At 59.1% G+C, this 26,563-nt stretch carries 24 protein-coding genes; 6 read left to right on the top strand and 18 right to left on the bottom strand.

Translation table 11 applies throughout. The features are described from left to right. Positions 1-15 precede the first annotated feature (15 nt). The gene (locus AC1RMF_RS03075; RefSeq protein WP_493139442.1) at positions 16-1,440 is read left to right on the top strand and encodes an ATP-binding protein; all 1,425 of its coding nucleotides are present in this window, start codon (positions 16-18) and stop codon (positions 1,438-1,440) included. On the opposite strand, the gene AC1RMF_RS03070 is transcribed toward AC1RMF_RS03075, so the two are convergent. From AC1RMF_RS03070 to AC1RMF_RS03045, 6 genes are all read right to left on the bottom strand, one after another. Next, complete coding sequence (locus AC1RMF_RS03070; protein ID WP_493139439.1) at positions 1,437-2,219, bottom strand: hypothetical protein; 783 nt, start codon at positions 2,217-2,219, stop codon at positions 1,437-1,439. The genes AC1RMF_RS03075 and AC1RMF_RS03070 overlap by 4 nt on opposite strands. Positions 2,220-2,252: 33 nt before the next feature. Next, entirely contained in the window at positions 2,253-4,286 is a 2,034-nt protein-coding gene (locus AC1RMF_RS03065) for a TonB-dependent receptor (RefSeq protein WP_493139437.1), read from the bottom strand. Positions 4,287-4,480: 194 nt separating this feature from the next. Continuing rightward, positions 4,481-4,972: a hypothetical protein gene (locus AC1RMF_RS03060; protein WP_493139435.1), complete on the bottom strand. Its 492-nt coding sequence runs from the start codon at positions 4,970-4,972 to the stop codon at positions 4,481-4,483. Positions 4,973-4,981: 9 nt separating this feature from the next. Continuing rightward, positions 4,982-7,033, bottom strand: a complete 2,052-nt coding sequence (locus tag AC1RMF_RS03055; protein ID WP_493139433.1) for a PepSY domain-containing protein — start codon at positions 7,031-7,033, stop codon at positions 4,982-4,984. A gap of 205 nt (positions 7,034-7,238) precedes the next feature. Beyond that, positions 7,239-10,157, bottom strand: coding sequence for a hypothetical protein (locus AC1RMF_RS03050; RefSeq protein WP_493139431.1), 2,919 nt, complete (start codon positions 10,155-10,157; stop codon positions 7,239-7,241). 245 nt (positions 10,158-10,402) lie between these two features. Next, positions 10,403-11,311: a LysR family transcriptional regulator gene (locus AC1RMF_RS03045; RefSeq protein WP_493139429.1), complete on the bottom strand. Its 909-nt coding sequence runs from the start codon at positions 11,309-11,311 to the stop codon at positions 10,403-10,405. Between the two features lie 135 nt (positions 11,312-11,446). Between AC1RMF_RS03045 and AC1RMF_RS03040 the strand changes: the two genes are divergently transcribed. Together AC1RMF_RS03040 and AC1RMF_RS03035 are read left to right on the top strand one after the other, a co-directional pair. Beyond that, positions 11,447-12,196, top strand: a complete 750-nt coding sequence (locus AC1RMF_RS03040; protein WP_493139427.1) for an SDR family oxidoreductase — start codon at positions 11,447-11,449, stop codon at positions 12,194-12,196. After that, positions 12,193-12,888 carry a hypothetical protein gene (locus AC1RMF_RS03035; RefSeq protein ID WP_493139425.1) on the top strand — a complete coding sequence of 232 codons (696 nt, stop codon included), beginning with the start codon at positions 12,193-12,195 and terminating at the stop codon, positions 12,886-12,888. The genes AC1RMF_RS03040 and AC1RMF_RS03035 overlap by 4 nt, the downstream gene beginning before the upstream one ends. A 69-nt stretch (positions 12,889-12,957) precedes the next feature. Here AC1RMF_RS03035 and AC1RMF_RS03030 read toward each other — a convergent pair whose 3' ends face one another. Genes AC1RMF_RS03030 through mltG form a run of 6 tightly spaced genes read right to left on the bottom strand, consistent with a single transcriptional unit; the run spans position 12,958 to position 17,318 of the window. Then, positions 12,958-13,614, bottom strand: coding sequence for an ankyrin repeat domain-containing protein (locus AC1RMF_RS03030; RefSeq protein ID WP_493139927.1), 657 nt, complete (start codon positions 13,612-13,614; stop codon positions 12,958-12,960). A 7-nt stretch (positions 13,615-13,621) separates the two neighbouring features. After that, the gene (locus tag AC1RMF_RS03025; protein ID WP_342617641.1) at positions 13,622-14,407 is read right to left on the bottom strand and encodes a TatD family hydrolase; all 786 of its coding nucleotides are present in this window, start codon (positions 14,405-14,407) and stop codon (positions 13,622-13,624) included. After that, a complete protein-coding gene (locus AC1RMF_RS03020; RefSeq protein ID WP_493139422.1) occupies positions 14,408-14,767 on the bottom strand; it encodes a PilZ domain-containing protein in 360 nt (119 codons plus the stop codon). A gap of 9 nt (positions 14,768-14,776) precedes the next feature. Then, positions 14,777-15,790 (bottom strand): DNA polymerase III delta subunit-related protein, encoded by a 1,014-nt coding sequence (locus AC1RMF_RS03015; protein ID WP_493139420.1) that lies wholly within the window; start codon positions 15,788-15,790, stop codon positions 14,777-14,779. Next, complete coding sequence (gene tmk / locus AC1RMF_RS03010; protein ID WP_493139418.1) at positions 15,787-16,413, bottom strand: dTMP kinase; 627 nt, start codon at positions 16,411-16,413, stop codon at positions 15,787-15,789. The genes AC1RMF_RS03015 and tmk overlap by 4 nt, the downstream gene beginning before the upstream one ends. Further along, positions 16,410-17,318, bottom strand: a complete 909-nt coding sequence (gene mltG, locus AC1RMF_RS03005) for an endolytic transglycosylase MltG (protein ID WP_493139416.1) — start codon at positions 17,316-17,318, stop codon at positions 16,410-16,412. Before mltG ends, tmk begins: the two co-directional genes overlap by 4 nt. Before the next feature lie 124 nt (positions 17,319-17,442). Between mltG and ygfZ the strand changes: the two genes are divergently transcribed. Together ygfZ and AC1RMF_RS02995 are read left to right on the top strand one after the other, a co-directional pair. Next, positions 17,443-18,390 (top strand): CAF17-like 4Fe-4S cluster assembly/insertion protein YgfZ, encoded by a 948-nt coding sequence (gene ygfZ / locus AC1RMF_RS03000; RefSeq protein WP_493139414.1) that lies wholly within the window; start codon positions 17,443-17,445, stop codon positions 18,388-18,390. A gap of 103 nt (positions 18,391-18,493) precedes the next feature. After that, complete coding sequence (locus tag AC1RMF_RS02995; RefSeq protein ID WP_342617646.1) at positions 18,494-19,120, top strand: protein phosphatase CheZ; 627 nt, start codon at positions 18,494-18,496, stop codon at positions 19,118-19,120. A 4-nt stretch (positions 19,121-19,124) separates the two neighbouring features. On the opposite strand, the gene AC1RMF_RS02990 is transcribed toward AC1RMF_RS02995, so the two are convergent. After that, a complete protein-coding gene (locus AC1RMF_RS02990; RefSeq protein ID WP_493139411.1) occupies positions 19,125-20,105 on the bottom strand; it encodes an alpha/beta hydrolase in 981 nt (326 codons plus the stop codon). 70 nt (positions 20,106-20,175) lie between these two features. On the opposite strand from AC1RMF_RS02990, the gene gbd reads away from it, so the two are divergent. Continuing rightward, positions 20,176-21,312 (top strand): 4-hydroxybutyrate dehydrogenase, encoded by a 1,137-nt coding sequence (gbd, locus tag AC1RMF_RS02985; RefSeq protein ID WP_493139408.1) that lies wholly within the window; start codon positions 20,176-20,178, stop codon positions 21,310-21,312. On the opposite strand, the gene AC1RMF_RS02980 is transcribed toward gbd, so the two are convergent. The 5 genes from AC1RMF_RS02980 to AC1RMF_RS02960 are packed head-to-tail and all read right to left on the bottom strand — an operon-like array spanning position 21,304 to position 26,518. After that, positions 21,304-22,671 (bottom strand): tetratricopeptide repeat protein, encoded by a 1,368-nt coding sequence (locus tag AC1RMF_RS02980; RefSeq protein WP_493139406.1) that lies wholly within the window; start codon positions 22,669-22,671, stop codon positions 21,304-21,306. The two genes, gbd and AC1RMF_RS02980, sit on opposite strands and share 9 nt — an antisense overlap. Beyond that, positions 22,649-23,470 carry a D-alanyl-D-alanine carboxypeptidase family protein gene (locus tag AC1RMF_RS02975; RefSeq protein WP_493139404.1) on the bottom strand — a complete coding sequence of 274 codons (822 nt, stop codon included), beginning with the start codon at positions 23,468-23,470 and terminating at the stop codon, positions 22,649-22,651. The genes AC1RMF_RS02980 and AC1RMF_RS02975 overlap by 23 nt, the downstream gene beginning before the upstream one ends. A 9-nt stretch (positions 23,471-23,479) precedes the next feature. Beyond that, positions 23,480-24,565 (bottom strand): DUF3617 domain-containing protein, encoded by a 1,086-nt coding sequence (locus tag AC1RMF_RS02970; RefSeq protein WP_493139402.1) that lies wholly within the window; start codon positions 24,563-24,565, stop codon positions 23,480-23,482. Between the two features lie 55 nt (positions 24,566-24,620). Then, positions 24,621-25,706, bottom strand: a complete 1,086-nt coding sequence (locus AC1RMF_RS02965) for a phospholipase (protein ID WP_493139400.1) — start codon at positions 25,704-25,706, stop codon at positions 24,621-24,623. A 5-nt stretch (positions 25,707-25,711) separates the two neighbouring features. After that, positions 25,712-26,518 carry an HDOD domain-containing protein gene (locus AC1RMF_RS02960; RefSeq protein WP_493139398.1) on the bottom strand — a complete coding sequence of 269 codons (807 nt, stop codon included), beginning with the start codon at positions 26,516-26,518 and terminating at the stop codon, positions 25,712-25,714. Positions 26,519-26,563 lie beyond the last annotated feature (45 nt).

The raw sequence follows: 26,563 nt of genomic DNA, 5'->3' as shown, positions 1-26,563 counted from the left end.
GTCAACGCTACTGGCATGCTTGCGCCCGAGCCAGCGTCGCCCGCTCCCAAGTGGCGACTCCAGCTGCCAAAGTCCATTGGCACGCGGCTGACCCTCTGGTACACCTTGGCAGTCACGGTGACGCTGACATGCGTGTTTGTGACGGGCTATGTCCTGCTGCAAAACCACCTGATCCAGGGCCTGGACGTTCAAAACAGCTCCCAGCTCAAAGTCATCAAGATCCATGTATTCCGTGAATTTGATCCCAATGACCCTCAACTGCTGGAGAAGCGATTGCGCGTGTCATCGGACCGCACTGCCGCACTCTTCTATATTGACATTCGTGATACCGAGAAGGGAACCGTCTTTCAGTCCCGCAATCTGGACGGAAGAAACATTCCGGGTGCGAACGGCGAGCGCCCCTTCAACCTGACCATGGATGGAATCGGTGAACTGCGCGTAGCCGAGTTCTATGTCAAGCCCTTTGCCATCAAGATCGGCACGCCGCTGCGTGACGTGCGCGACGTGATGAAGGCCTATACGCAAATTTGCATCGGCCTACTGGCTGGAATGATGTTGGCCAGCGCCGCTATTGGCTATGTCTTCAGTCGCCTGGCGCTCAAACCCATACGCATCATCAGTGACACCGCCATGCGTATTCATTCCGACAACCTGAATCAGCGAATTCCAGTGGCCGATGTCCATGATGAAATGTCCGATCTGGCGCACATGCTCAACGAAATGTTTGACCGCCTGGAGTCGTCTTTCAAACAGACAAGAATGTTCGCAGCGGAGGCCTCTCACGAGTTGAAGACACCGTTATCCCTGGTTCGACTCCATGCCGAAAAGATGCTGCTCGAAGGCGGCCTCAGCCCGTCCAACGAAGAGGCCGTGCATGTGCAGCTCGGCGAGCTGGCACGCCTGGACCAGATCATTGAGGAGCTGCTATTCCTGTCACGCGCCGAGGCGCACGCCATCAAGCTGGACCTGCGCACGATCAGCCCCGTTGCCTTTCTGCAGACCTTTGTCAAGGACGCAAGGGTCTTGGCAGAACACTATGGAATGCGTTTCAACCATACCCATGCCGGTGAAGGAGCAGTCGCCTTTGATGAGAAGCGCATGCGCCAGGTGCTGCTGAACCTGCTCAGCAACGCCATCAACGTATCACCGCTGGGTGGCCGCATTACCTTGCGCTCTCTGTTGGAAGGTGGGCTCTGGCGGCTCAGTATCGAAGACGAAGGCCCGGGTTTGCCAAGCGATGAATACGAACGCATATTTCAGCGGTATGTGCGTCTTCCATCGTCAGAGACCCAATACAAGGGGAGCGGATTAGGGCTCGCCATTTGCCGCAGCATTGTTGGACTGCACCAGGGCCGAATCTTTGCAGCTCCGGCGCCGACTGCACCGGGGCTGCAAATTGTCATTGAAATTGACTGCGCTGCGCCCCAGGCGGACACTTAACGCAAGCTGATCTGATCAGCAATCACCAGCTGCTTTTCCTCCCGGATGCTCTTCTTGGTGTCGCTGAATGCCTTCCATTCGGGACGCGCTGAAAGACGGCTTCGCACACCGCTTTCCGCCGTATCGCGCCTTGCCAGCGCATCGTTGTTTCTATATTCCAGAATCACCATGGAAGACCAAGGACGTCCTGCCGAAAAGGTAGCCACGAACAACTCATAGCGCGAGAGAACCGACTCATCTATCAAACCGTCAAACTGCGGCCCCATATAGCCGTCGGCATATTTCAGGTAGTCGGAAGCGGAAACCAGGTTGGCGTATGGAATGACCAGATACACAGGATTCGTTGGTGTCTCCGTAGCCGCCTTCCCACGGGCCAGGGAAACAGCTGTCGTCTGAATGGTTCGGGTCATGGCCAGTGCACCTTGCGTCAACCCCGCGGGACTATCCCGCTCAACACCTCGCCAGCGCTCTGCTTCAGCCACCGAGGGAAACGTGAGCAACGCCATGGCATCCCAGTTGTCCGAGTCGGCATAGCGGCTGAAGAGTAGCCGATAGGTGCTCAACATGCCCGCGTTCTTCCAAGCCTGAAACTGCTGTACACCGGTAGTTTCAAGCTCTCGACGAAATGCAGGGCGGGCGGCAGGCGCCACGCGGTAGGTGATGATCAGGGATGCAGGCGCAGGCGCCACAGGCTCTGCGGCCTGTGAACTGCCGAGCGCCGACAGACCCCAGACAAGAGTGGACAGAGCCCGCAAGACAAGGATCTTCAAGTGCTTCATGATTGGATTCCTGGATTCAAAGTGTTGTTGAACTCAGAAGTCCACTTTGGCGTTGAAGCTGACCGCGCGCCCCATGCCAGCCCCGTAGGCACTGCTGGTCACTGAAGCCCAATAGCGCTTGTCTTCCAGATTCGTCACATTCAATGACAGACTGGTCTTGCGCCCTGCAATCTTGGTCTGGTAGGAGGCCCCTGCAGAGTACAAAGTCACTTCGGGAATGGACGCCTGGTCCGCCGCATTGACGTAACGCGAGCCAACGTAGTTCGCCCCTGCCTTGAAGCTCCAGCCCTTCAGGGTGGCTGGGCGATAGGTCACGTTCAAAGTACCCATGGCTTCGGCCATGTTCTCAGGTGTCTTGCCATTCAGCGAGGGGTCGATCACCGTCTCCTGTGTTCCCTGCATGAATTGCGCTGTTCCATCGAGACTCCATGCGCGGTTGATGCTGGCATTCCAGGCAATCTCAAAACCGCGCAAGTGGCTGGTTCCGTCATAGAGAAACTCGTTGAATCGAGGCCCTGCGACGGAATTTTTCACCGCATTGGCACGCTCAATGTCGAAGTAGTCGATGTTGACGTAAAGGCCCTTGAAGAAGGTGGAGCGGATGCCGATTTCCTTCTGTGTTGACTCGGTGGGCTCCAGATTCTGAAACTCGTTGGTGGAGCCCGAAGTGGCGGTGGGTCCGTCCTCAAAGGCACGCATGTAGCTACCGTACAAGGTTGTCTGCGGTGCCAGCTCCCACAACACGCCCAGACCCGGCGCGGTAGGCGTTGCTCGCTTGGTGGTCTGTACAAAGGTCTTTTGATTGGTGCTGGTGAAAGCCGCATCCGAATACCTGGCCCCGGCCAGCACCTTCAATGACTTACCCAGCGACACCGTGTCATACACATAGAGACTGTTCTCCAGATTCACCGAAGGAGCATAGGAAACCGGTTTCATGGGATCGGTCAACACCGGGATGGCAGTCGGGTTGTAAATATTGATTGCAACCGTCTTTGAACCCGGATTGAAAGGGTTGTTGGAATCCCGTTCGCTGGATGAGTAACCAAAGGAGGCTTCGTTCTTGATGGACCAAAGCTCAAACTTGCCCAGCAGTTCCGCCCTGCTGAACTTGTTGTTGTATTGCTGGTCCTTGATCCACTGTATTTGCATGGTGCCGGCGCCCGTAGCCAGATTGACATCGCCAGTCGTACGTGCCTGCACACGTGACCGTATGGAGTCAGACCTTCCCACTTCAGCCAGCAGACTCCAATCGCTCGATATCTGATAGTCACCCCGAAAAATGGTGTTGACGGTGCGAGGCGTGTATTTCCCCCAGGTTACGCCCAGCATCTTGTGTGGGTCCGGTATGTTGGGCACACCAATCACACCATTGACCGGGGAGTTGGGGGCAATGGAGCCCTGTTCCGTTACATCCTTCTGGTAGCTCTCGTAGTCAAACTTGAAACTCAGGTCTCTGCTGGCCTTCCAGTCGGCCGCAATGCTGCCGAAGCTTCCAGACCCTGTGACGCCGTCCACACCTGTCTCGATATGGGTGTCCGATGCGTTCACCCGCAGTCCGAACTGCTTCTCTTCCCCAAACTTGCGGCTGATGTCCGCCGAGGCACCGAGTTGCCCGAATCCGTTGCCGGACATGGAGACAGACGAAATGTCTTTGTCTGCGGGGCGTTTGGTCAGCAAATTGATGATGCCCGCGGGACTGGCCAGTCCAAACATCAGCGCATTCGCGCCTTTGAGTGCTTCGATCTTTTCCTTGTCTTCGGTGGGAATCGTGATGACGTTTGTGATTGCCAGACCGCCGTTGAGACGGTAGTTCGTATACAGGCCAAGCTGGATGCCGCGGAACTTCACGCTGGCGTTGGCGCTCCCAGCGCCGTTGTTGCTTGCCACACCGGCCACGTTCTTGACAGCGTCGCTATACCCTTCCTGCTGATCCCCTGCTTCGATCTGTTCACGGGACACGACCACCTTGGTCTGTGTCGATGCTTCAATCTCACCAACCGCATGCGAGGCGGAAGTTCCACCCTCCTCCACAGTGGCAGCCGGAGGTGCTACAGAGTCAGCCGCCATTGCAACTCCGATGGGGAACCCTGTGCCAACCACGCCCAGGGTCAGGCAAAGTATTTTTGAAAAGTGAAGTTGTTTCGCATTCATGTTCTAGTGTCTCCGGTAAATATATTGTTTCTAGTATTGAATTCCGTATCGCCCGCGGTGATGGTAGAAATCCATTCTGAATTCAGTCTGAATACTTTCTGAATTTCCGTTTAGTTTTTGCGCTGTCTCCCCAGGAACAGACCCACCAGCAGGGACAGCATTCCGAGCAGAAAACCGCCGATGGAAACGTAGGTGAGCAACTCGACGAGCCAATGGTGTTTTGCCGCTTTGCGCCCCAATGCAGGTGCGAGCAGAAACATGGAGAACCACGCCATGGGATACAGACCACCCAGTCCCATGCAAATGGCGGTGGTCTGCTTGCGCATGGCACCCATGTCGGAGAGCGCAACTACAACCACCAGTCCCGTCAGGAAGGCACCAATGCCAGCCGCATGAAAATGGGCGCGCAGCACCCACCGCCAGATCGAGTTCTGGCTGATGGCATCGTGAAGCTCGGGATGGGCAGCAATTCCCACTGCGATGTAGTTCTGATAGCTGTCCTCATACAGGCCAAAGGACACTCCAAGCCCCACGCCGATCAGCAGACATAGCAAGGACATGGCAAGTCCCCAGCGAACATCCTTGAGAAGTTGTGTATTCATGATCGGCGCCTATAGATCCAGAACCAGCATGGAGCTGCGCGCACGCGAGCAGCAAGGGGTGAACTGATCATTCATGGATCGCTCCTTTGCCGTCAGGAAGCGATCGTGGTGTTCAACCTCACCATCAAGCACCCGTGTCAGGCACGTTCCACACACCCCCTCCGAACAGGAGGTCGGTATTTCGATGCCATGTTCAGCCAATGCCGAAACAACCGTCTTTTCCTTGGCGATGTGTATGACTTTCCCTGTACTGGAAATCTTCACGTCAAATGGCACATTGAGATCGACACTCTGTACTTCACCGGAGAAATACTCCTGGTGCACCTGCGCGTCGCTCCATCCTTTTTCACGCGCAGTAGCTGTTATCAGCTCAATGAATCCCACGGGTCCGCATACATAGATGTGCGTGTTGGGATCCACGCGATCCAGCTTCGCATGAACATCCAGCAACTGACCGGGCGGGCCGTCACTGAAGTGAAAGGCAACACGCTTCGCAAATGCGGACTTCTGGATGCGGTCCAGAAACGCAGCGCGTCGTACCGAGCGTGCGCTGTAATGCATGAAGAAGTCGGCGCCCACATTGGACAGACGTTCGGCCATGCACAAGATGGGCGTGACACCAATTCCGCCCGCAAACAGCAGGAAACGCTTGGCGGAGTGATCTATCGGAAAGTGATTCTTTGGCGCGCTGATGGCCACCACGTCGCCCACCTTGAGGTCTTCGTGCATGGCACGCGACCCACCGCGTGAATCCGCGTGCCGCAATACTCCGATGACGTAGCGATGAGACTCCGTGGGGTCATTGCACAAGGAGTACTGACGCGTCAGACCATCGGCGATATGGACGTCTATATGGGAGCCTGCGCTGAAAGGAGGCAGTTCTTTTCCCTTCGGATCAGCAAATTCAAAGCTGAAGATGTCATCGGCCTCCCGGGTCTTCTTCACCAGCTTGAGTGCCAGCTGGGACTTGACCGACTTCTTGAACTTTCTCCTCAGATAGGGACTGAAACCTGAATAGGCCTGGACACCAACGCCCAGTGTTCCCACCAACAGCAGCATTTGGTACGGCAGACCCCAGATCAACCCTGAGTGGATGGCAATGCAGTAGAGGTAGATCTTTCGACCCAGCTTCTGGTCTTCGCTGTAGTGCTCCAGCCTGAGCGTGTCCCCCGAGAAGGCATCCATGTAGAAGTAGCCTTTGGCGTTGGCGTGGGGCCTGCCCTTTTCCACAATTTCTGCCTCGTATGCGGCGTCCGGCTTGGCTGGAAAACGCAAGGACACCCACTCATATTGCGGCACCATCTCCTTGGTCTTTTGCCAAAAGCTTTCAATGGGCAGACGCACAGCCCCGTCCTTAACCTGTCTGGATTTCGGCTTTTCGGGCGGGACGTAGCCCGTGGCCTTGTAGATGGCCTCCTTTACCGGCTCAAATCCTATGGGCAGGCCGGTGATGGTGATCACCAGCAGCACGATGGCGGTGTATAGGCCAACCACTTTGTGCAGACTCAGGGTACGCGCGGTACCCGGCAGCCTGGGGTTGAACTTCAATGCCGCCTTCAGTGCCTGCCTGTTCCGCGGCCACCACAGTGCAATGCCGCCCACGATGAGCACCACCAGGAATGCCGTGCTGACCCAGCCAGCCACGGTGCGTCCAAGCTTCAAGTCGCTGAAAAAGCGAAACCGATGCAGCCAGTCCATGACGCCAAAGAAACCGCCATATTGATTCTGTACGCCCAGCACCAGCGACGTGCAGGGATCCACATAGACGTAGTCCTTGTCGGTGAACATCACTGCCACCGATGCCGTGTCTTCGTTCGTCAATTCAATGCTGTGCAGCTTTGCGCCAGGGTGCACTGCCTTGGCACTGGCTGCGAGTTGATCGAGTGGTCTTGGGGCGACACATTTTGGAACCACGTGCAGGTCGCGATAGACCACGTCTTCCAATTGCGGCTTGAGCACAAAGCCGGCCCCCGTCAGTGCAAGAAAGACCACGGCCAATCCGATGGTGAGGCCTGTCCATGTGTGGAGCCAAAGCAGTTTTTTGCGAAAAGAGGCGTTCATATCACTTTCATTCCGTAGGCGGGATGGGTCACAAGCCCTGTTGATGACCCACAAGGCAGCGCATATTGCTTGCCGAACCTGTAGGCAACCTGAAGGATTTCTTAACTTTTATTCAGGATTTAGGCGCATTGCGCTTGAGGAATGCGGGCCATGTATCTGGCGCAGCAGTTCGCAGGGTGCATTGCGCAGCCCCGCTTTTCGCCGTTCAGTAATTTTCCCGGCGATAAATCAGTTTACTTTTGTAGACGCCGAACATGGCCTGCGCAAAAGGGTTGGTCGCGGATGCGCCATTCCACGGATATTTGAGCCAGGGCGCGGCTGCAGAGGTTGGGCTCGGCCCGGCTGCACCCGTGGAAACACACTGGTTTCCGGCCGCTGAACCATCCAGATTGAGCGTGACGCACAAGCTGCCGGTGGCAGTGGCTTTGGAAAGCGCCCCGGTCCAGGGCGCCTTGTAGGGGCCGCTTCCAGAGGCACTCAGGGCGACAGAAGAAGTGCAGGAGGAGATGGCGGCACCGCAGGCTGGCGCCGACGTGGTAAAGGCAAAGTTGGAGGCAGCAAGTGTGGTGCAGGTGTCGGGGTAGCTGCTGTCACTGTTCTTCCAGACGGAAGCATCGTAGTACTGCGCCTGCACCGCAAGCGCCAAAGGCAACTGCTCGGATCCATACACATTGAGCATCCGCAGTCGCCCGCTCACAATGGTGGCTGTTGCTTCCGTGGCGGTGGCAGAGGTCCCGTCGCTGCCTGTGGCGGAGGTGACGCCGTCGGTATCTGTGACTCTGAGCTTGACGGGGGAAGGAGCCGTAGCCCGGTTGCTGAAGGTGTAAGTCGCGAGGGACGATGTGTAGACGCCCGCATTGAAAGTGGATAGCGCTGTGGTCGCAAACGCGCCTGCCGCTCCGTTGGGGTCGGTCAGCGCCACGGTGTTGGACAGGCCGGTGTTGGCATAGCGTGTCAGCGTGCTGCCAGAAGCATCCTTGGCCGTCACGGTCATGGTGAAGGGCTGGCCCGAATAGGTGAATGTATTGCAGCCCTGGCTGGTGATCACGGTATCAAAATGGTCGGGCACGAAACGCCCTACCGAAACTGCACTGGATACGATGGTCCGCTCCGCCGTGGTGGAGTCTGCGGCATCGACCGCCGAAAAGCTCGCGTCCTGAAGCACCAGAGCAAAGGAGCCAATGTCGATGTAGCTGGCATTGTTGGAAGACAGCACGCCCGATGCAAACGTGCCACCCAGCGTCAGGCTGCCTTGCGAGGCGGTGCAGGCAGTGCCCGAACATTGCGATAGCACCACGCTTGGCGTGCCCGCATAGTTGGTGGTGGTGGAGCCCGATGCGTTGGTGGCCGCTGCGCTAAGGCGGAATGGCCTGCCAGCCTTGTGAATCGGGGTTGCCGCCGTGGGCGGTGTTGTCCACGAGGTTGTCCCCAACGTGTTGACCGTGCCCGCCGTGGACGATGTTCCGTCGGTTGCTGTGACCGCGGTGAAGGCCGATGGCCGGATCGCAAAATTGTCGCTGGAGCAGCTCTGCGAAGTAGCAGCGCCGCTCGCAGGGTAGCTGATGCGGATGCGTGCGTTGGCATAGGCGTTGGCAACCGCAGGCAGGGTGACTTGTGTTTCTCCGCTGGCGTTGAGCGTGAGCGAGGACGACACCGTAGCGATGAGCGGGTAGCTTGCGCAGGCACCTGCAGACGCATCGACGACCTCCACCTTCACCGGGCCGGTGAAAGACGTTTGCAACGCCGTCTTGCCTCCATCAAACGCTCCCACCGTGAGAGCACAGGCTCCGCCATAGACGCAGATGCCCGTATTGCTTGCCACGTGCGTCTTGATCCGGGCAGCGCCCGCAATGGCCTGCGCAGCGGTGTATGAGGTCTCGTAGGCATCAAACGAAGCACCGCAGGACGGCGTGGAAAAGCTCACCTCGATGCCATTGGCGCTGCCGCCCGAACTGCTGCCACTGGCGCGGTAGTAGTAGGTGGTTCCGCAACTCAGCCCAGAGACGCTGCAGGAAAACGCCTGCGTGCTGCTGCCGTTAAACGCGTTGCTGGCCGGCGTACAAGCCGTCGTGTAGCTGCCGGTAAAACCGCTGTAGCCAAATGTGACTGTGGTCGCCACGTTGTTGGGATTCACCGTGCCATTCAGCACCGCACTGGTTGCGGTGACCGACGTGGCGGCACTGGTGCTGACGATGGGTGCCGTATTCGATACGGCGACGCTGGCGCTGGCAGTCGGGGTACCGGACGTGTTGGCAGTGATGGTATTGGTCTTGGTTCCGGTACCCGTGGAGTACACCGTCAGCAGGGCGGACCGCGTGGAGTTGGCGTACAGGGGGCTGGCCGAAGTCGCCGCAGTCCAGGTCACGGTACCCGCGCTATTGGTGCAGGTGTCCGGCGCGCTAACCGCACAGCTCACAAAGGTCAGCCCTGCTGTGGTCAGGTTGTCGGTCACCACCACGTTGGACTGCGTGGTGCCGGTCAGGGGGTTTTGCGCGTACAGCGTGAAGGTGAAGTTGGTATTGGTGTTGACCGTCGCCGTGTTGGCCACTTTGGTCAGCCCGACCTGTGCGGGCTGTGTTGCATCGTTGCTGCCGCAGATGGAGTTGGCACTGTTGGCAGTCTGTGCGCCCGTCCAGGCGCCGGTTCCGTCCGGGGAGCGGAACCAGTCCTTGTTGCCGTTGCCAGCCCAGGTGCGGCTGTATTTGGCTCCGTAGGCTGATTCGATGGTGGGGCAACTGGCGTAATTGGTGCCCGCCCCATAGAACGAGTTGGCATTGCCCAGCCGCAGCACGTCGATGATCTGGTTGGTGCCGGATGACGTGTCATACAGCACGAAATTCAGGTCTGAGTTGGGATTGGCGTTGTTGATGAGTGAGCCGAGCGACGCATCCGGAATCTGTATCCAAGGGGAGCTTTGGCCACAAGTGTTTTTGGTCGTATCAGTGAAGACCGTCTTCAGGCTGGTCACCTTGCTGGCAGACGCCGTCAATGAGCCACTATTGGCCTTGTAGACGGCGATGTTCCAGCTCACAAAATTGTTGGTCGCGGCCACCACCGTGGGGTCCAGCACCCGCAGCTCCAGGTAGGTTGTGCCGCTGGCTGGATTCTGGACTTCGTTGAACACCACGGAGCCCAGATAGGGGGAACAGGCGGCCCAGAGGTTTGCGCTGAGCCAGAGCCCGACGCAAAGGATTGCGCAACGCATCGATCTAGTGGCGCGCATGGCTGGCCGTGAACACAAAGGGCACCGAACTTTAAATGTGATTTATTTACATTTAGTATACCGACTGCCTTCCCGCTCTGCGCAGTGCGCTTCAAGCTCACCACCACCCCAGCCTCCGGTGGCCTCTTGATATTTGAATCGGGAGATCAGTAGTTCAGGTGAAGCAGCGCGGGCACCAGGCGCGGATCACGCAGCTTCTTCGCCCACCACTGCAATGCGGGCCCGGCACGGTGCGAGTGCCAGCCCACAAACAGCAGATTCGGTTCACGCGGGTCTTGCGTCTCCAGCGCGACCAGCGTGCCTTGCGCCAGGTGCTGGCGCACTTTCTCCAACGGTAGCCAACCCACGCCCAGGCCTGCCACCTGGGCGGCAATCTTGGCGCGCATGCTGGGCATGGCCAGCCGCTCCTGGTGCATCTGCACACCGTAGCTGCGGGCCATGGCCAGGCGCGAGGTGTCGGCCACCACTACCGAGCGATGCGCAGATATTGCCTCCATCGACAGCGGCTGCTCTTCCTGCGCCAACGGGTGCCGCGGTGACACGGCAAACACCCACTCCAGCTGCGTTAGTTCAAACCACTGCAGATGCGCCATCGCCGGCGGTTCGTTAGTGGCAGCCACTACCAGGTCCGCACGCTGGTCCAGCAGAGCCTCCCAGGTGCCTCCCAGCACCTCGTGCGCGAAGCGCAGGCGCACGCCGCTGTTGAGCGCGTCAAAGTCGGCTACCAGGGGCAACAAGGCTTCGATGTTTGCCAGCTCATCGGTCGCAATTCGCAACTCGGACTCCCAACCGCGCGCCACCTGTTTGACACGCTCCGTGAGGTGCCGCGCCTGGGCATGCAGCTGCGCACCCTGCTCGACGAGCAGTTGCCCTGCAGGCGTCAGCGCTATGCGATAGCCCGCCCGGTCAAACAGAAGCGCGTCCATTCGTTCTTCAAGTTGGCGTGCTGCATACGACACAGTGGATGCAGCCTTGCCTAAACGCTCGGCCGCACGCGACAGACTGCCAGTAGCGCGCACCGCTTCCAGCAGTTGCAAGTCTTCAAGGCTCAACATATTCGATTGTTTCGTACAAGTTTATCGAGATTATGGCGTCTGTAGCGCAAGCAATTGCAAGAAACTTCATTCCATCAACTCGGAATGAGTTGAGAAACCCTGAAATACATCAACGAAACAACCGAAGGAATTATCATGAACCGCTTTGAAGGAAAGAACATCTTGGTCACCGGTGGCAGCAGTGGCATAGGCGCTGCTGCCGCCATCGCCTTTGCACGTGAAGGCGCCCGCGTGGCCATTACCGGACGCGATGCCGAAGGCCTGGCCCGGGTGAAAGCCGAACTCGGCCCGAACGCGCTGGCCCTGGTCAGCGAGGCCGGCGACGTGTCGGCACAGACCGCGTTGGTAGCCGAGCTGCAGGCGCAGATGGGTGTGATTGACGGCGTATTCATCAACGCCGGCACAGCCAAGTTCGGCCCACTGGCACAGATCGACGAGGCGCAGTGGGACAGCAGCTTTGACACCAATGTCAAAGGCCCCTACTTCCTGATCCAGCGCCTGGCTGCGCTGATGACCCGTGGCGGCGCCATTGTGCTGAACGGCTCCATCAACGCCCACATCGGCATGCCGAACTCCAGCGTCTACGCCGCCAGCAAGGCCGCGCTGATCTCGCTGGCCAAGACCCTGTCTGCCGAGCTGCTACCTCAAGGTGTGCGCGTCAATGTGGTGAGCCCCGGCCCAGTGACCACCCCGCTGTACGGCAAGCTGGGCCTGTCACCCGACCAACTGCAGACCATGGCCACCAGCATCCAGACACAGGTGCCACTGGGCCGCTTCGGCACTCCCGAAGAAATCGCCGCCACGGTCCTGCACCTGGTGTCCAAGGAGTCCGCCTTCATCGTCGGGACTGAGATCATTGCCGACGGCGGCATGAGCCAGATGTGAAACTGCTACTCGGCGGTGACTGCGACGGGGCTTGGCGTTGGACCGTGGACTACCAAAAGCCATGGGCTGACGCCGAGTGGATTTTGGGGCTGGCGATGACGCAAGTTATTGACGACGCCAGCACCTTGAAAGCGGCTTTTGTTCGGGGCTGGGATGCTGCCGATCTACTTCCGCTTAGGGCTGGAAGCCGACTTTTCCGACGCTCCAAAGCGGTCGTTCAGTCACTAACCAGTGATGCGATTTCTCCAATATGCGAAACCGCCGGGAAGCCAATTGAACCGAGGCAAGGGAGTTACAAGCTTAGTCTTGATTTCTTGGACGAAGCCGTCCTGACCTTGGCTCAGTTCGTAGAGTTGCAGAAGGCGGTTAATTCGCCTTCCCAATGTACGTCTAGCACTGCCAGGCACAAAATTTCGAAATCGCCCCACACTGCCTCGCACCACCCCTCGCATCCGCTCTTTCGGCATGCGAATCAATCGAGAGCGGTAGTTTTTCGTGCGCGTAATGATGGTTTTGTGGGGGCGTCGAAGATGTCTCATTTCACGAAGCTATCAATGTGGAGAATTTCTTTGGAGGACTGCTATCGCGGCAAATCTGCCGGTCAACATTTGAGCATGAAAAAAGCCCCTGGATCGGGGCTTTTTTTGCGTGTCATGACTGGATTAAATTCTGCTATAAGTACGGTATCTTGATAATCTGTAGCAAGTCTTAGCGGAACTTAACAACTTTATACATCGTATGAAGCAATCGTTACTTCACATTCACCACCCGGCCTTGCTGTTGATTGCCCGTATGGCCGCCAAAATGGCCGGCACGGTGGATGCATTCTGATTTTTTTGTGCGAACTCCAAGGCGGATAGGCCTTGTGCATTCTTCGCTGTGACGTCGGCACCGGCATCCAGCAGCACTTGAACCGTATCTGCGTTGCCATACATGGCTGCCATCATCAAAGGTGTGGTTCCGTTTGGAGATTCAGCATCGATATAGGCGTAATGGTCCAGCAAAAGCCGGACGATCTCAGGATGACCGCCAGTCGCGGCATAGTGCAATGCGGTCCAGCCTGTCTTATTCACGTCGGCATCGCGATCCAGCAATTGTCGGCAGATGGCTGTCTGGCCTTTGAGCGCAGCCAGCATCAGAGGACTCTCATCTTTGTTGGAGCGGACTTCAATCAGGGTGGATGGTTGGGATATCAGCAGCTGAGCTGCAGCAAAGGAGTCTTGCCTAAGCGCTACCAGTAGCGCATATTGGCCTTCGGGGTTTACCGTGTTGGGGTCAATGCCCCGCGCAAGCAGTGCCTTGAGTTCGTAGGTGTTGTCATGCGTGATCGCAACGAAGAAGTTCTCATAGGATCCGGCATGCGCGCATGAAAATACAACAAAAACATATAGATACAAGAACCTTTTAAGGTAATGCATCAAGATATCAAACGCGGAATAGGCGTGAAAAATTATCGCTGCTGGCCTTGGCAATGATTTCCACAGGCACATTTCTAACCGCAGCCAGCTGTTTCGCTACATAGGGAACATAAGACGGATTGTTGGTCTTCCCACGAAATGGCACAGGCGCCAGATAGGGGCTATCCGTCTCGATAAGCATGCGATCCAGCGGCACCATGGCGGCCACTTCCCGCAAATCGCCTGCCGTCTTGAAAGTCACGATGCCGGAAAAGGAAATGTAAAAGCCCAGGTCCAGTGCCGCCTTGGCGACTTCCATGGTTTCTGTGAAGCAATGGAATACGCCACCCGCGCAATCAGAACCACCAGTTTCACCCTCCTCCTTGAGCAATGCCAAGGTGTCATCGGAGGCACTGCGGGTATGGATGACCAGAGGCTTACGCAACTGGCGTGCAGCACGGATATGCGTGCGAAACCGCTCCCGTTGCCACTCCATGTCGACAATGCTGCGTCCATTCAGGCGGTAATAGTCCAGGCCGGTCTCGCCAATGGCTATCACCTTGGGCAGTGCGCCAAGATGTAGCAGGTCCTGCAGACTGGGTTCGGCCACACCCTCGTTATCCGGGTGCACACCGGCACTGGCCCAGAAATTGTCGTATTGGGTGGCCAGTTGATGAACTTGTGGAAACTCTTCCAACGTTGTGCAGATGCACAGGGCCCGTGTAACCTGGGCGTCCGACATGGCCTGCCGGATTGTGTCCAGTGATTCAACGAGCTCGGGAAAGGTCAGATGGCAGTGGGAATCGGTAAACACTCAAATGGTCTGCGTTGGTCGTTCGGACGCCATGTGGGCGCCCAGAATCTCTTCAATCTTGAGCTTGAGCGCCCTGCTCTTCTCGTCTTTGGGGAAGGTGATTCCCACACCCTGCGTGCGACCACCTGCAGCCCTTGCCGGCGTGACCCAGGCCACCTTGCCGGCGACCGGGTAGCGCTGCATGTCGTCGGGCAGAGACAGCAGCACGTAGACGTCGTCACCCAAGGCGTAATCCCGTGTGGTCGGAATGAAGACACCGCCGTCCGCAAAGGCGGGAATGTAGGCTGCGTACAGGGCAGCCCGCTCCTTGATGGAAAGCTGGATGACGCTGGGGCGGGGGGATACGGATTCAGTGGCCATGGATATTCTTCAGTGGGCTGAGTTTAGGGCCGTTCTGGCTTGTTCCACAAGCGCCTCCTGCATCAGCCCGGCATTGAATGGATGATCCATCGTGCTGCGGCTTTGTTTCAAGGCCGCCGCCCAACGGGAAAGCGCAGCCAGTGACGGCGCGTGGGCCGAGTCGGGGCGTTTGAGATCAAAGAAGCGCGGCTCAGCCCCCTGAAGCACACACAAAGTGTCGTGGCAAAGCTTCTGTAGCGCGTCGACCAGGTGCTGAACAGACCAATCTTTCACAAACGCTGTTTCCCCTGCGGCCATCGCCTGCGGAAATCTTTGCCAATCTTCCGCACGACGGCCAGAAGCCTGCAAACTCAAGACGTCTTCCGGACGGCCACCAGCAGCCTTGAGCAGGCTGGAAGTCTGGGCCACGTCCACCCCTTGGCTTTGCAGCCATTGCTGTGCCACGGTGGTCTCGGGCCAGACCATGGCATGGCCCAGGCAGCGGCTGCGAATGGTTGGCAATAGCTGGTGCGAAGACTCGGTAGCCAGAACAAAGCGCACATCGCCGGCTGGCTCTTCCAGAGTCTTGAGCAAGGCATTGGCGGTAATCGCGTTCATCTGCTCTGCCGGATAAACCAGCACAACCTTTCTGCGGCCACGCGCACTGGTGCGCTGCGAGAACTCGATGGCGTCGCGCATGGCGTCGATGCGAATCTCCCGGCTGGGTTTGCGCTTCTTGTCATCGATTTCGGCCTGTGCCTTTTCGCTCAAAGGCCAGGCCAGCTCCATCATGGTGGTCTCAGGCATAAGCACGCACAGGTCGGCGTGGGTACGCACCGCAATGGCGTGGCAACTGGAACACTGGCCGCAGGCACCATGGTCGCTCGGGCTCTCGCATAACCAGGCACGGGCCAATTCCAGTGCCAGTCGGTATTGCCCTAGGCCCGAGGGACCGTGCAACAGCCAGGCGTGGCCCTGTTGGGTCAACAATTGCCGGGTTTGCGATGCAATCCAGGGCGGGGGCAGATCGATCTGCTCGGTCATGGCAGCAGCGCCTTTATGCGCACCGAGGCAATCACCTGTTCCCAGACCGCATCAGGCGTCAGGTTGGCGTCGATACGGGCAAAGCGTTGGGGATCGGAAGCATAGCGGCGACCATAGGCTGCGGCCACTTTTTCAAAGAAAGCGCCAGATTGGGCCTCAAACTTGTCCGGCACCCGTGCTGACGCCAGCCGAGCAGCGGCCACTGCGGGTGGAAGGTCGAACCAGATGGTCAAATGGGGCTGAAGCAGCACGTCACCACCCTGCACCCATTGCTCCAGACGCTCCAGAACCCCCCAATCAAAACCGCGCCCGCCACCTTGGTAGGCAAATGTCGCATCGGTGAAGCGGTCACACAGCACCACTTCGCCACGCGCCAAGGCTGGTCGGATGACCTCGACGATGTGGTCGCGGCGGGCGGCGAATACGAGTAAGGCCTCGGTCATGGCATCCATCGGATCGTTGAGCACCATGGTTCTCAAGCGTTCAGCCAAAGGAGTTCCACCCGGCTCCCGGGTCAAGGTAACAACCTTTCCCTGGGCCTTGAAAGCTTGGGACAGCCGCTCGATGTGGGTGGACTTGCCAGCCCCGTCGATGCCTTCAAAACTGATAAAGGTTCCGCTCATTGCTGCCCGCGTTGGTATTTGTTGACTGCCCGATTGTGCTCGTCCAGTGTGGCGCTGAATTCACTGCTGCCATCTCCGCGGGCAACAAAATACAGCGCATTGGACGTCGCCGGCTGCACTGCCGCCAACAACGCGCCGCGCCCCGGCATGGCAATCGGCGTAGGTGGCAAGCCCGTGCGGGTGTAGGTATTCCATGGCGTATCATTTTGGAGATCCGCCTTGCGCAGGTTCCCGTCAAAGCCCTGGCCCAAGCCGTATATAACAGTGGGGTCGGTTTGCAAGCGCATGCCCATGCGCAGGCGGTTGGAGAAGACAGCGGCAATCCGGGGGCGGTCACTGGCCCTGCCAGTCTCCTTTTCCACAATGCTGGCGAGTGTCAACGCCTCCTGGGGAGACTTGAGCGGACTTTGCGCAGAGCGCTGAGCCCAGGCGGCCTCCAGCTTTTTGTCCATGGCGCGCGCGGCGCGTTGCAGCAAGGCCAAGTCCGTGCTGCCCTTGGAATAGGTATAGGTATCCGGAAAGAACCGCCCTTCTGCCGGCACCCCGGGTTTGCCGACCTGTTGCATCAGTTCGTCCGGCGTCAGGTCTGCGGTAAGGGGCTTCAGTTGGTCCGCCTTGCGAAGGGCATCCCGCACCTGGCGCAAGGTCCAGCCTTCCACCAAGGTGACACTGCGCAAGGCTTCTTCGCCGCGCACCAGCTTGCTTAGAAGGCGCTCAGGCGTGATGCCGCGGTCCAGCTCATAGCTGCCCGCCTTGATCTGGCGTGCTTGGCCGGACAGGCGGAACCACCAGTACAGAAGTGATGCATTGACGGAAACGCCAGCCTGCTGCACCTGTTGAACCACATCGCGCGGATTGGAGCCGGGTTCGATGGATAAATCCACCGAGTCAGCCGTCAGGTCCATGGAACTGTTGATCCAGACATAACCACACAGGCCCAATCCCAAAGCCGCAGTAACTAACAAAGAAAAAACAAAGCGCACGGCCCTAAACCAGGTGGGAAAACATGAGGGGAATCATAATGGACACATGAACACGACCACCCAACCGACCTCTTCTTCTGTTGACTCCGCAGCCAAGCTGAACGGCGTTGCGCAACTCAGCCATCTGGGCGTGATCTGTGTGGAGGGCGAGGATGCCGCCAAATTTCTGCATGGTCAGCTTACCCAGGACTTTTCGCTGCTGGGCCTGGACCAGGCGCGCCTGACTGCGTTTTGCTCGGCCAAGGGACGCATGCAGGCCAGCTTCATCGGTTTCAAACGCAGTCCGACCGAGGTGCTACTGGTGTGCAGCCGCGATTTGCTGGCCGCCACACTCAAACGCCTGTCCATGTTTGTGCTCAGAGCCAAGGCCAAACTGACGGATGCCAGTGACAGCTTCGCGCTGTACGGGCTGGCTGGACAGGCCGCCTTGGCAGCTGGGCAGCCGGCTTGGGTCCTGACCCACAGCGCAGACGTAACCGTCGTCCAGCTGTACCCCGCGCTGGGCGTGGAGCGCCAACTCTGGATTGCCCCCAACGGAACCCAGCCACCGGCGGGTGAAGCCCTGGCGCTGGAAACCTGGATCTGGGGCGAAGTGCGCAGCGGCGTGGCAACCCTGAGCCAGCCTGTGTTTGAGGCCTTCGTGCCGCAGATGCTGAATTACGAATCCGTGGGCGGTGTGAACTTCAAGAAAGGGTGCTACCCAGGGCAGGAAGTGGTGGCCCGCAGCCAGTTCCGTGGCACGCTCAAGCGCCGTGCCATGGTGGTTCATTGCGCGTCCAGCCTGGCCTCGGGCCAAGAAATCTTCCACAACGAAGATGCCAGCCAACCCGTGGGCCTGGTGGTACAGGCGGCTGCAAACCCTGACGGTGGGTGGGATGCCATTGTTTCGTTGCAGCTGTCTGCCTTGACTGCGGGCAGTCTGCACCTGGAATCGGCCACCGGTGCTTTGCTGGAGCTCCTTCCTTTACCTTATGAGCTGATGGAAGATATTTAGGCCGTGCAAAGTCGATAAAACTGCGTGGCGTTTGCCAGTTGGGGGCTGACTTCGGTTTCATAATGTCAGCCAGCCACGTCACACATCTCAAACGGCAAAAATAATGTCAACACCTCTCTCAAAAGAAGAAGCGTTTGCCCGCCTGGGCGCCATCACCCGTGAAATGCATGAAGCGCTGACGGTACTGGGCAACAACAATCTGCAGAACATCGTCCAGGAAATCCCCAACGCACGTGATCGTCTGGCCTATGTCGGCAAAATGACTGAAGACGCTGCCAACAAAGTGTTGACGCTGGTCGAAAAGGCCAAACCGGAGTGCAACGATCTTCAGACCCGTGGAATCCAGCTGGGGGAGTCCCTGACCCGCCTGGCTGCCAATCCCAATATGAACGTCGACATGGCCCGCGGCCTGATGGTGACCTGTGGCAAGTTTGCGCAAAGCACGTCCAAGTTTGCTGAACAGCAAAGCGAAGTACTCAGCGACATCATGATGGCGCAGGACTTTCAGGATCTTTCCGGTCAGGTGATCCAGAAGGTCATCGACATCATCACCAAGACCGAATTGCAATTGGTTCAATTGCTGGTCGATAGTTCACCAGAACAACCTGCGGTCCCCGAAGAAACTGAACCCGCCACGGTGGACACCCATGTCCTGCACGGCCCCCAGACAGCAGACAAAGCCTTGCAACAAACCGACGTGGACGACTTGCTGGCCTCTTTGGGCTTTTAATCAATCAAAGATCGAAGGCGCTGCGCAGCGCTCTGGCTGCATCTGCGTGCGCTTGCGCCGCTTCCGGCAAGGCACGCCCCATCTTGATGAATTCGTGCACCACTCCCTTGTAGATTTCCATATCGACGGGGACACCGGCCATGCGTAGCCGGTCGGCATAGGCAACGCCCTCATCCACCAGCGGATCGCATTCGGCCAAACCCAGCCAGGCCGGGGCCACACCACTGAGATCGGCTTCGTAGCCATCTGGCGTGCGTCCATCCAGTGGAGCAAAACGCCAGTCGTCGCGATCCTGTGGGCCGCGAATGTACAGTTCAAAGAAGTAGGTGATGTGGGGCTCCTCCAGCACAAAGCCCTTGGCAAAGCGCTGGTGCGAAGGCGTGTCCTGATGGCCGGCCGTGCCAGGGTAGAACAGCAGTTGCAATACCAATGGCACTTGTTCGTCGCGCGCTTGAATGGCACATACCGCGGCCAAAGTACCCCCTGCACTGTCTCCACCTACGGCAATTCGACTGCTGTCGAGCCCGCGCTCGGCCCCGGCGGTGGACGCCCAGCGCAGTACGTCCCAGGCGTCGTCCTGCGCGGTCGGAAACTTGTGTTCCGGTGCCAACCTGTAGTCCACCGACAGCACCGCGCAATGGGCCAGGCAGCTCAGGCGCCGGCACAACACGTCGTGTGTGGCGATGCTGCCGATGGTGAAGCCTCCGCCATGAAAGTACACCAGCACCGGCAGATTGCTGCCGGTGGGTGCGTACAGCCGCACCGGAATGGCAAAACCGTCGCGTGCCATCACGGTGAAATCTTCCACCCGGTCGCGTGCCTGCGCGGGTATCTCCAGCACATCGGCGGCACCGGCATAGGCCTGCCTGGCCTGTTGCGGCGTCATGGCATGCATGGGGATCTTCTGCACGCGATGCATGCGCTCCAGCACTTTGTGCATGGTGGGCGTGAGCAGCAAAAGCGGGTTGCGGTGATGGTTTGTCATAGTGCCTGGGTGGGGGCAAGCTTGTTACAGTCTGGCGGTCATCCTACACGGGCAAGCAGGCAGTTCCACCATGTCACTTATCTATTACATCACCCAGGTCCAGTTTGATTTTGGCGCGATACAGCTACTCAAGTCAGAGTGCCAGCGCGTGGGCATCAGTCGCCCCCTGATCGTGACCGACCAAGGGGTCAAGGCTGCCGGCATTCTGCAAAAGGCACTGGACGCACTGCAAGGCGTGGACTGCGCGGTGTTTGACCAGACACCATCCAACCCCACGGAGAGTGCAGTGCGTGCGGCCGTGGATGTGTTCAGGGCACAGCACTGTGACGGGTTGATTGCCGTGGGCGGAGGTTCCGCCATTGACTGCGCCAAGGGCGTGGCCATAGCCGCCACGCACGAGGGCCCCCTCACCCACTACGCCACCATCGAAGGCGGCTCACCCCGCATCTCCGACAAGGTAGCACCGCTGATTGCGGTACCCACCACCAGTGGCACAGGCAGCGAAGTGGCACGCGGCGCCATCATCATCGTGGACGATCACCGCAAACTGGGTTTTCACTCCTGGCATCTGGTTCCCAAGGCAGCCATTTGTGACCCGGAACTCACGCTGGGGCTGCCGTCCATGCTGACTGCGGCTACCGGCATGGATGCCATTGCCCACTGCATGGAGACCTTCATGGCGCCCGCATTCAACCCGCCCGCAGATGGCATTGCCCTGGACGGGTTGCAGCGCGCCTGGGCCCACATCGAGCGCGCTACCCGCAACGGTGCAGACCGTGAAGCGCGGCTGAACCTGATGAGCGCTTCCATGCAAGGCGCCATGGCGTTTCAGAAAGGCTTGGGCTGCGTGCACTCGCTCAGCCACAGCCTGGGCGGCGTCAACCCGCGGCTGCACCACGGCACACTCAATGCGGTATTCCTGCCTGCCGTGATTGCCTTCAACGCTTCTGCGCCGTCCATGCAAAAGGACCACCGTTTGCAGCGTATGGCCCATGCCATGGGCTTGAGCAATGCGGCTGACATAGGTGCAGCAATCAAGGACATGAATGCCCGTCTGGGTCTGCCCAACGGACTGACCGCCATGGGTGTTACCGAAGCACAGTGGGATGCCGTGATCCAGGGCGCCATGGCTGACCACTGCCACAAGACCAACCCGCGCATCGCGACACCCGAACAGTACCGCGAGATGTTGGCCGCCTCAATGTGAAGCGCTTGCCGCGTTCATGCGCCGCAGATTCAGGCGCGCCTTGACGTTGCCAGCATCCAGGCGCAAAGCCTGCAGGTATTCGCGCCGCGCCTCCACTGTGCGGCCCGCTTCCATATAGGCATACCCCAGGTTGTTACGCGCCCTTGATTTGCCGGGGGACAGCGCAACCGTCTGCTCCCACAGGGCAATTTCGCTGCGATAACCCTGGTTGCGGTGCACCGTCAGCACCCCACCGGTGAGCAGCAGCGCAGCGGATACACCCGTCGCAACACGCTGCGGCAACCGGCGTTGCAACTCCACCACCAACGCCAGACCCAAAGGCCAGGTGGCCAGATACAACTGGCGATCATTGGCCACATCGAGCCGTGGAAGAAACAGGTACAAAGGCATCCAGTCCAGCAAGGCCCAGGCAATGGCAAAGGCCGGTATTGACCTGGAGTGCCAGCCGTACAGCAGGACCACCAAAGAGGCCAACAGCAGGGCCAGGCCTGGCAATGCGTGCGCAAAGTCATGCTGCACGGGAAGGTCGGGGTCGATATTGAGCCACAGCGGCACTGCCCACTGCCTTGCCAGATACAGCAGTGCAGTTAGCTGCGTGGCCAAGTTGCCCGGGAGCGAATTGAACTCCAGGCTGCGCCACATCGCTTCCCGGTAAGCGGTATTGAGCAGGAAGAAGAATGCGGCCAACAGCAACACGGCCCAGCTCCGCCAGGCCTTTCTCAATGCGGCCTTGATGCCCATTCCGCTGAACGTATCCCATAGCAGCAGCGCCAGCGGAAATGTCATGGCGGTCTCCTTGACGCTCAGGGCCAGGACCATGAACAAGGGCGGCAACAGTTTGCGCAGCGCCGTGGAAGGCACAGACACCGCAGTGGCGTGGCTCCATACGCCGGCCAGAAACAGCAAGGTCATCAGCGATGAGGAACGCCCGCAGATATAGGTCACCGCCTCGGTATGGGCCGGGTGCAGCGCAAACAGTGCTGCGGCCAGCCAGGGCGCGTATGGCAGCTGATCGGCCATGCCTTTGGCAAGCAGCAGTATGTGCGACAGGCGGTACACCAGAAGCACCGCTCCGAAGTGAATCAGGATATTGACCAAGTGAAAGCCGATGGTTCCCCAGCCCGAAGTCCAGTTGAGCAGGTAGCTCAGCTTGAGCAAGGGTCGTATGCCCTCGCCCCAGTCGGCCAGCCAAGCCGAGCCGCTGTGTACTGCGAGCTGGTCGACGATGACGTTGTAGTCATCAAACTGGAAGACGCCCCCCAGCGAACTGGCACAGACCAGCACTACCAGCAGCCCCAGCCAGATTACTGCGCCGGGGGAACGTTGCCGGCACGCCTCAGGAAGCGCTGGCGCGTGCAAGGGCTATGTCCAGTATGTCCACCGCGTCCCACCAGCGGTCTTTGCCTTTGAGCAGCACCAGAAGCACGCTGTGCGTCCCCCGTCGTACCAGAGCCACCAGGCATTTGCCGGCCAGCGGTGTGGTGCCGGTCTTGATCCCTACGGTACCCTCATAGCGACCGATCAGCGCATTCTTGTTGGCAAGCGCGAAGGTCCGCTGGGTGTTCGTACTGGTGATCTGCATCTGCTCTTGTGCCACCAACGTAGCCAATAGAGGGGTCTTCATCACGGCAAGGGCGAGCACTCGCAAATCCTCTGCACTGGCGTAGTGCCCGGGCGCATCGTGGCCGCATGCGTTGGCGTAGCGGGTGTTGCGCAGGCCCATCTCTTTGGCTCGCTGGTTCATGCGCTGCACGAATGCTGTCTCGGTTCCGGCCACCTGATCGGCCAGCGCTCTGCACGCATCATTGGCGGAGGCAATCAGTGTGGCCGCCAGTAGGTCGTGCGTGCGCCAGGTTTCACCAGAGCGCAGTCCCAGCTTGCTTCCGGTCTCTTTGGCCGCTGCAGCATCCACCTGCACCAGAGCTTCGGGTGCCATCTGTTCGGACACCAGCAAGGCTGTCATCAGCTTGGTCAGACTGGCCGGTGCCAGGCGCTGCGACGTATTGCGGTGCCAGATCCGCTGGCCGTCCAACTCCACCAGGTAGGACTGCGCAACCTGAGGAAAAGGGTCTTCAGCCGATGGCGCCGGGGTAGCTGCCGCACACGCCTGCGAGCCTGCAAGCAGGCTCAGGCCGAGCAGCACGAACCACTGGCGCAACCCAGGCACTCAAAAACCGAACAGATTCTTGAGCTTCTTGGCTCCGTCAATCACCGCGTCTGCCGGAATATTTCCCGGCAGGCCGGGAATGGAGACTCCGGACTTGCCAGATTCGGTCTGCGTGGACTGAGTGCTCGACTGGGAAGCTGTCTGCTTGCCGCCGGACGTGGGCATGGCAGGTTCATCCGGGTCTGGTGTATTCATGGCCTGGTCATCACCGGAGCCACCTTTGAGGCAATCGGCCAGCGAAACGCGCTGCTTTTCCGTGAAGCCGCGGCCCTCGCAATAGCGCTTGCGACTTTGCTCAGCGTAGACCTTCATCTCGGCCGGGCATTCGGCGCGCAGGCGCTGGCCGTTGTATGAGCGCATGTCACCGCGCATCTGCTTGTTGAAGTCGGCATTGCCAGCGTCTATGGATTTGCACAGCGACTTCTTTGCAGCATCCAGGCTGATGCCACAGGCCTGACTGACGGCTGGCTGGGGATTCTTGATGGAGAAGTACACCTCAACATCACGCCCCGCGTCGCGCTTCACGATCTCGCAAAACTGGTCTTTCTTGGCGGCACAAATCGCGTCCTTGCCCACAATCAAGGAAGCCTTGCTAAGCCACTCGCGGCTGGTGGTCGCACCCTCGCACATCTTGGCCATTTCCTTGTTGTTAGCCGCAACCTGCGCTTCGATCTTCTTCTTCAATTCATCCGTATCGCAAGCCCCACCTATGCGCTTGTTGACAAAGCTCATGGTCATGGCGCCGGTCTTGGCGCTGGAGAAATGAATCGTGCCCTCAGTGCGGTCCGGCGTGGCACTCATCTCGCCACTGCCGGTCATTACTTCACCGTTCTTGGTGCAGCGCATCTTCCAGGAGCTTTTGTTTCCCGACACCTTCATGTCGGTCATTTCGCAATCTTTGTCGGTGCTGCTGCGGGGGTCGCTCTCGGTGCCTTTGGCCATGCACACCTTGTTGGTCATACCGGGCATGGCCATGCCTTGCATTTCCATCTTGTTGGTGATTTCCCAGTATTCGCCGGTAGCTGCAAAGGCTGTGGTGGCCAGCAGGCCGGAACCCAGAATCCAGGCAGCAAGGTGATTGCGCATACGAACTCCCTCAAACATGTGTATTGAGGTGAAATTGTAGAGCGCAGGTGCGGGATTACAAAGGCAAAACTTGCGCCATATCCGGTCGGCGCAACCAGTGTGCAAACTCGTCTGCCAGTTGCAGGCTGGCGGCGGTCACCGTGGACCAGGCACGCACCCGTGCGCCCACGTTGTTCCCGTAGCGCAGGAAATCACTGCGATCAGGCAGCCTGCCATAGGGCAGGGTCTGCACCCATTCGGCCCGGGGCGCGAGCAGCACCACGGTGTCCAGAAACGCAGTGGCTTTGTGGCGCCACCGCAGGCGCTTGTCCAGCCAGCCCGGGATCACCTGCTTCTGGAAATGCGGGTACAGCACCACCCCTTGCGGTCGCGCTGCGGCATAGTTCAGGTGCAGGTGGTAGTCGGTTATGCCACCGTCCCAATAGGCACCGGGCGGCGCACCTGCAATGTTGTGCACCGCCTGCAGCACGAAGGGAATGGAGCAACTGGCTTGCAGTGCCGCGCGAAGATTTGTTTGCGTCAAGGCCACCTGGCGCGTGCGGTAGTCATCGGTGGCAAAAGGAAGGTCGCTAACCGATTGGCTGGAGAACACCACGCGCTCCAGCCATGCACCCATGGCCTTTCGGTGCATCGCATTGCTGGCAAAGGCACCCAGGTAACCCAGGGGAGTGCCCAACCGGTGCTCGGTGTGCAGCAGATGGCGCCCGCGCGAGGTGACGACGTGCAGCCGGTAGCGCGGATGGCTGACAACATCCGTTTCCCGGCCCTGATAGAACGCGGTAATGGTGTGGCCAAAGGTTTCGCTCACCTGCTCAGGGCTGGGGCTTTTGCGGCCCGGCGGGATTTCGTAGTGCTGGTGAATGTAGTCATGTTCCAGTCGCTCAAACCCGACTCGGGTATCCGCCAGACAGGCCGTGGCCATGCGCCAGGCGCCAATGGAGGCGCCAATCAGATCCACCGGATGCTGAGACTGCGTCAGCCAGTCACCGAAGACAAACTGGTCCAGCTGGCCCAGCAACAGCCCCTTAGGGCCACCGGCTGCCGCGGCGATGGTGTGTACATCGTGTGGGGAAAGCCCATTGCGGGCCATGTGGGTCAGCGCCTTGGGGCCGGCGTAGATCTGCAGTGCGCGAACTGCCATGCTGCCTAGGCGTGGGCGGCCCAGTCGAACGGGTCCTGCTGCAACACCATATCGATGTCCAGGCCCAGGGCCAGTCCGACGGTGCCGGGAAAGGTCACGGCCAGGGCGCGCTCGTTCATGCGTGCTTCTTTGCCCCGTGCGCGCCAGGACGCCAGATGGATCACACCGGCCAAGGGTTCGTAGACATTGTTCTCGAACGGCGCGTACTGGTGCTCCAGCGCGTCGACCATGGCATCCGGAAAGTGCCACATGCGGGCAAAGCCGGCACCCACCGTCGCGTAGCAATAGCCAAAGGTATTGCGCTCAGACTGCGCGCGGCGCATGTCAAACGGATCGAACCGCTCGGACAGCAAGGCGGTAGCCTCCGGCATGGCCAGATGCATGGCCAGCTCACCGATGGCGTGGATCAGCCCACAGGTAAAAGCGGCCTGCTGGTTCAGTTTGACCACGCGCGCCAGGGCGCGGGAAACACGCGCCACATTCAGGCTGTAGTCCCAGAAGCGCTGCAGGTTGATGCCGGGCACCGCCTTGACCGAGGCGATCTGCGCGGCCTCCTGGGCCATGGTGCGCACCAGCGACAGGTTCAGAAGGGCCAATGCTTCCGAGACGCTGTTGATCTGGCCGCCCAGCTTGAAGAAGTCCGAATTGGCCAGCCGCAGGATCTGGGTGGTCAGCGCCGGGTCGGTGCCTATGAGCTGGTTGACCCTCTTGAGGTCCACCTCCGGACGATCCAGCTCATTCAACAGTAGCGCCACCACCTTGGGGATGCTGGGCAGGTTGAACTGGCGAACCAACAACGCGTTGATATTCATGGAGATCGGACTCAGGGCTCGGGAAGAACAGATGCAAACATTATG

It is taken from the genome of Rhodoferax sp. GW822-FHT04A08 (assembly GCF_058801025.1).
Note: the sequence above shows the minus strand (reverse complement) of the source record. Positions and strands in the feature narration are given on the sequence as shown.

Bases quoted from the DNA above. Each gene is read 5' to 3' on its own strand.
- AC1RMF_RS03075 (WP_493139442.1), top strand. From the start codon at position 16: ATGCTTGCGCCCGAGCCAGCGTCGCCCGCTCCCAAGTGGCGACTCCAG.
- AC1RMF_RS03070 (WP_493139439.1), bottom strand. From the start codon at position 2,219: ATGAAGCACTTGAAGATCCTTGTCTTGCGGGCTCTGTCCACTCTTGTC.
- AC1RMF_RS03065 (WP_493139437.1), bottom strand. From the start codon at position 4,286: ATGGCGGCTGACTCTGTAGCACCTCCGGCTGCCACTGTGGAGGAGGGT.
- AC1RMF_RS03060 (WP_493139435.1), bottom strand. From the start codon at position 4,972: ATGAATACACAACTTCTCAAGGATGTTCGCTGGGGACTTGCCATGTCC.
- AC1RMF_RS03055 (WP_493139433.1), bottom strand. From the start codon at position 7,033: ATGAACGCCTCTTTTCGCAAAAAACTGCTTTGGCTCCACACATGGACA.
- AC1RMF_RS03045 (WP_493139429.1), bottom strand. From the start codon at position 11,311: ATGTTGAGCCTTGAAGACTTGCAACTGCTGGAAGCGGTGCGCGCTACT.
- AC1RMF_RS03040 (WP_493139427.1), top strand. From the start codon at position 11,447: ATGAACCGCTTTGAAGGAAAGAACATCTTGGTCACCGGTGGCAGCAGT.
- AC1RMF_RS03030 (WP_493139927.1), bottom strand. From the start codon at position 13,614: ATGCATTACCTTAAAAGGTTCTTGTATCTATATGTTTTTGTTGTATTT.
- AC1RMF_RS03020 (WP_493139422.1), bottom strand. From the start codon at position 14,767: ATGGCCACTGAATCCGTATCCCCCCGCCCCAGCGTCATCCAGCTTTCC.
- AC1RMF_RS03015 (WP_493139420.1), bottom strand. From the start codon at position 15,790: ATGACCGAGCAGATCGATCTGCCCCCGCCCTGGATTGCATCGCAAACC.
- tmk (WP_493139418.1), bottom strand. From the start codon at position 16,413: ATGAGCGGAACCTTTATCAGTTTTGAAGGCATCGACGGGGCTGGCAAG.
- mltG (WP_493139416.1), bottom strand. From the start codon at position 17,318: ATGGACCTGACGGCTGACTCGGTGGATTTATCCATCGAACCCGGCTCC.
- ygfZ (WP_493139414.1), top strand. From the start codon at position 17,443: ATGAACACGACCACCCAACCGACCTCTTCTTCTGTTGACTCCGCAGCC.
- AC1RMF_RS02995 (WP_342617646.1), top strand. From the start codon at position 18,494: ATGTCAACACCTCTCTCAAAAGAAGAAGCGTTTGCCCGCCTGGGCGCC.
- AC1RMF_RS02990 (WP_493139411.1), bottom strand. From the start codon at position 20,105: ATGACAAACCATCACCGCAACCCGCTTTTGCTGCTCACGCCCACCATG.
- gbd (WP_493139408.1), top strand. From the start codon at position 20,176: ATGTCACTTATCTATTACATCACCCAGGTCCAGTTTGATTTTGGCGCG.
- AC1RMF_RS02970 (WP_493139402.1), bottom strand. From the start codon at position 24,565: ATGCGCAATCACCTTGCTGCCTGGATTCTGGGTTCCGGCCTGCTGGCC.
- AC1RMF_RS02965 (WP_493139400.1), bottom strand. From the start codon at position 25,706: ATGGCAGTTCGCGCACTGCAGATCTACGCCGGCCCCAAGGCGCTGACC.
- AC1RMF_RS02960 (WP_493139398.1), bottom strand. From the start codon at position 26,518: ATGAATATCAACGCGTTGTTGGTTCGCCAGTTCAACCTGCCCAGCATC.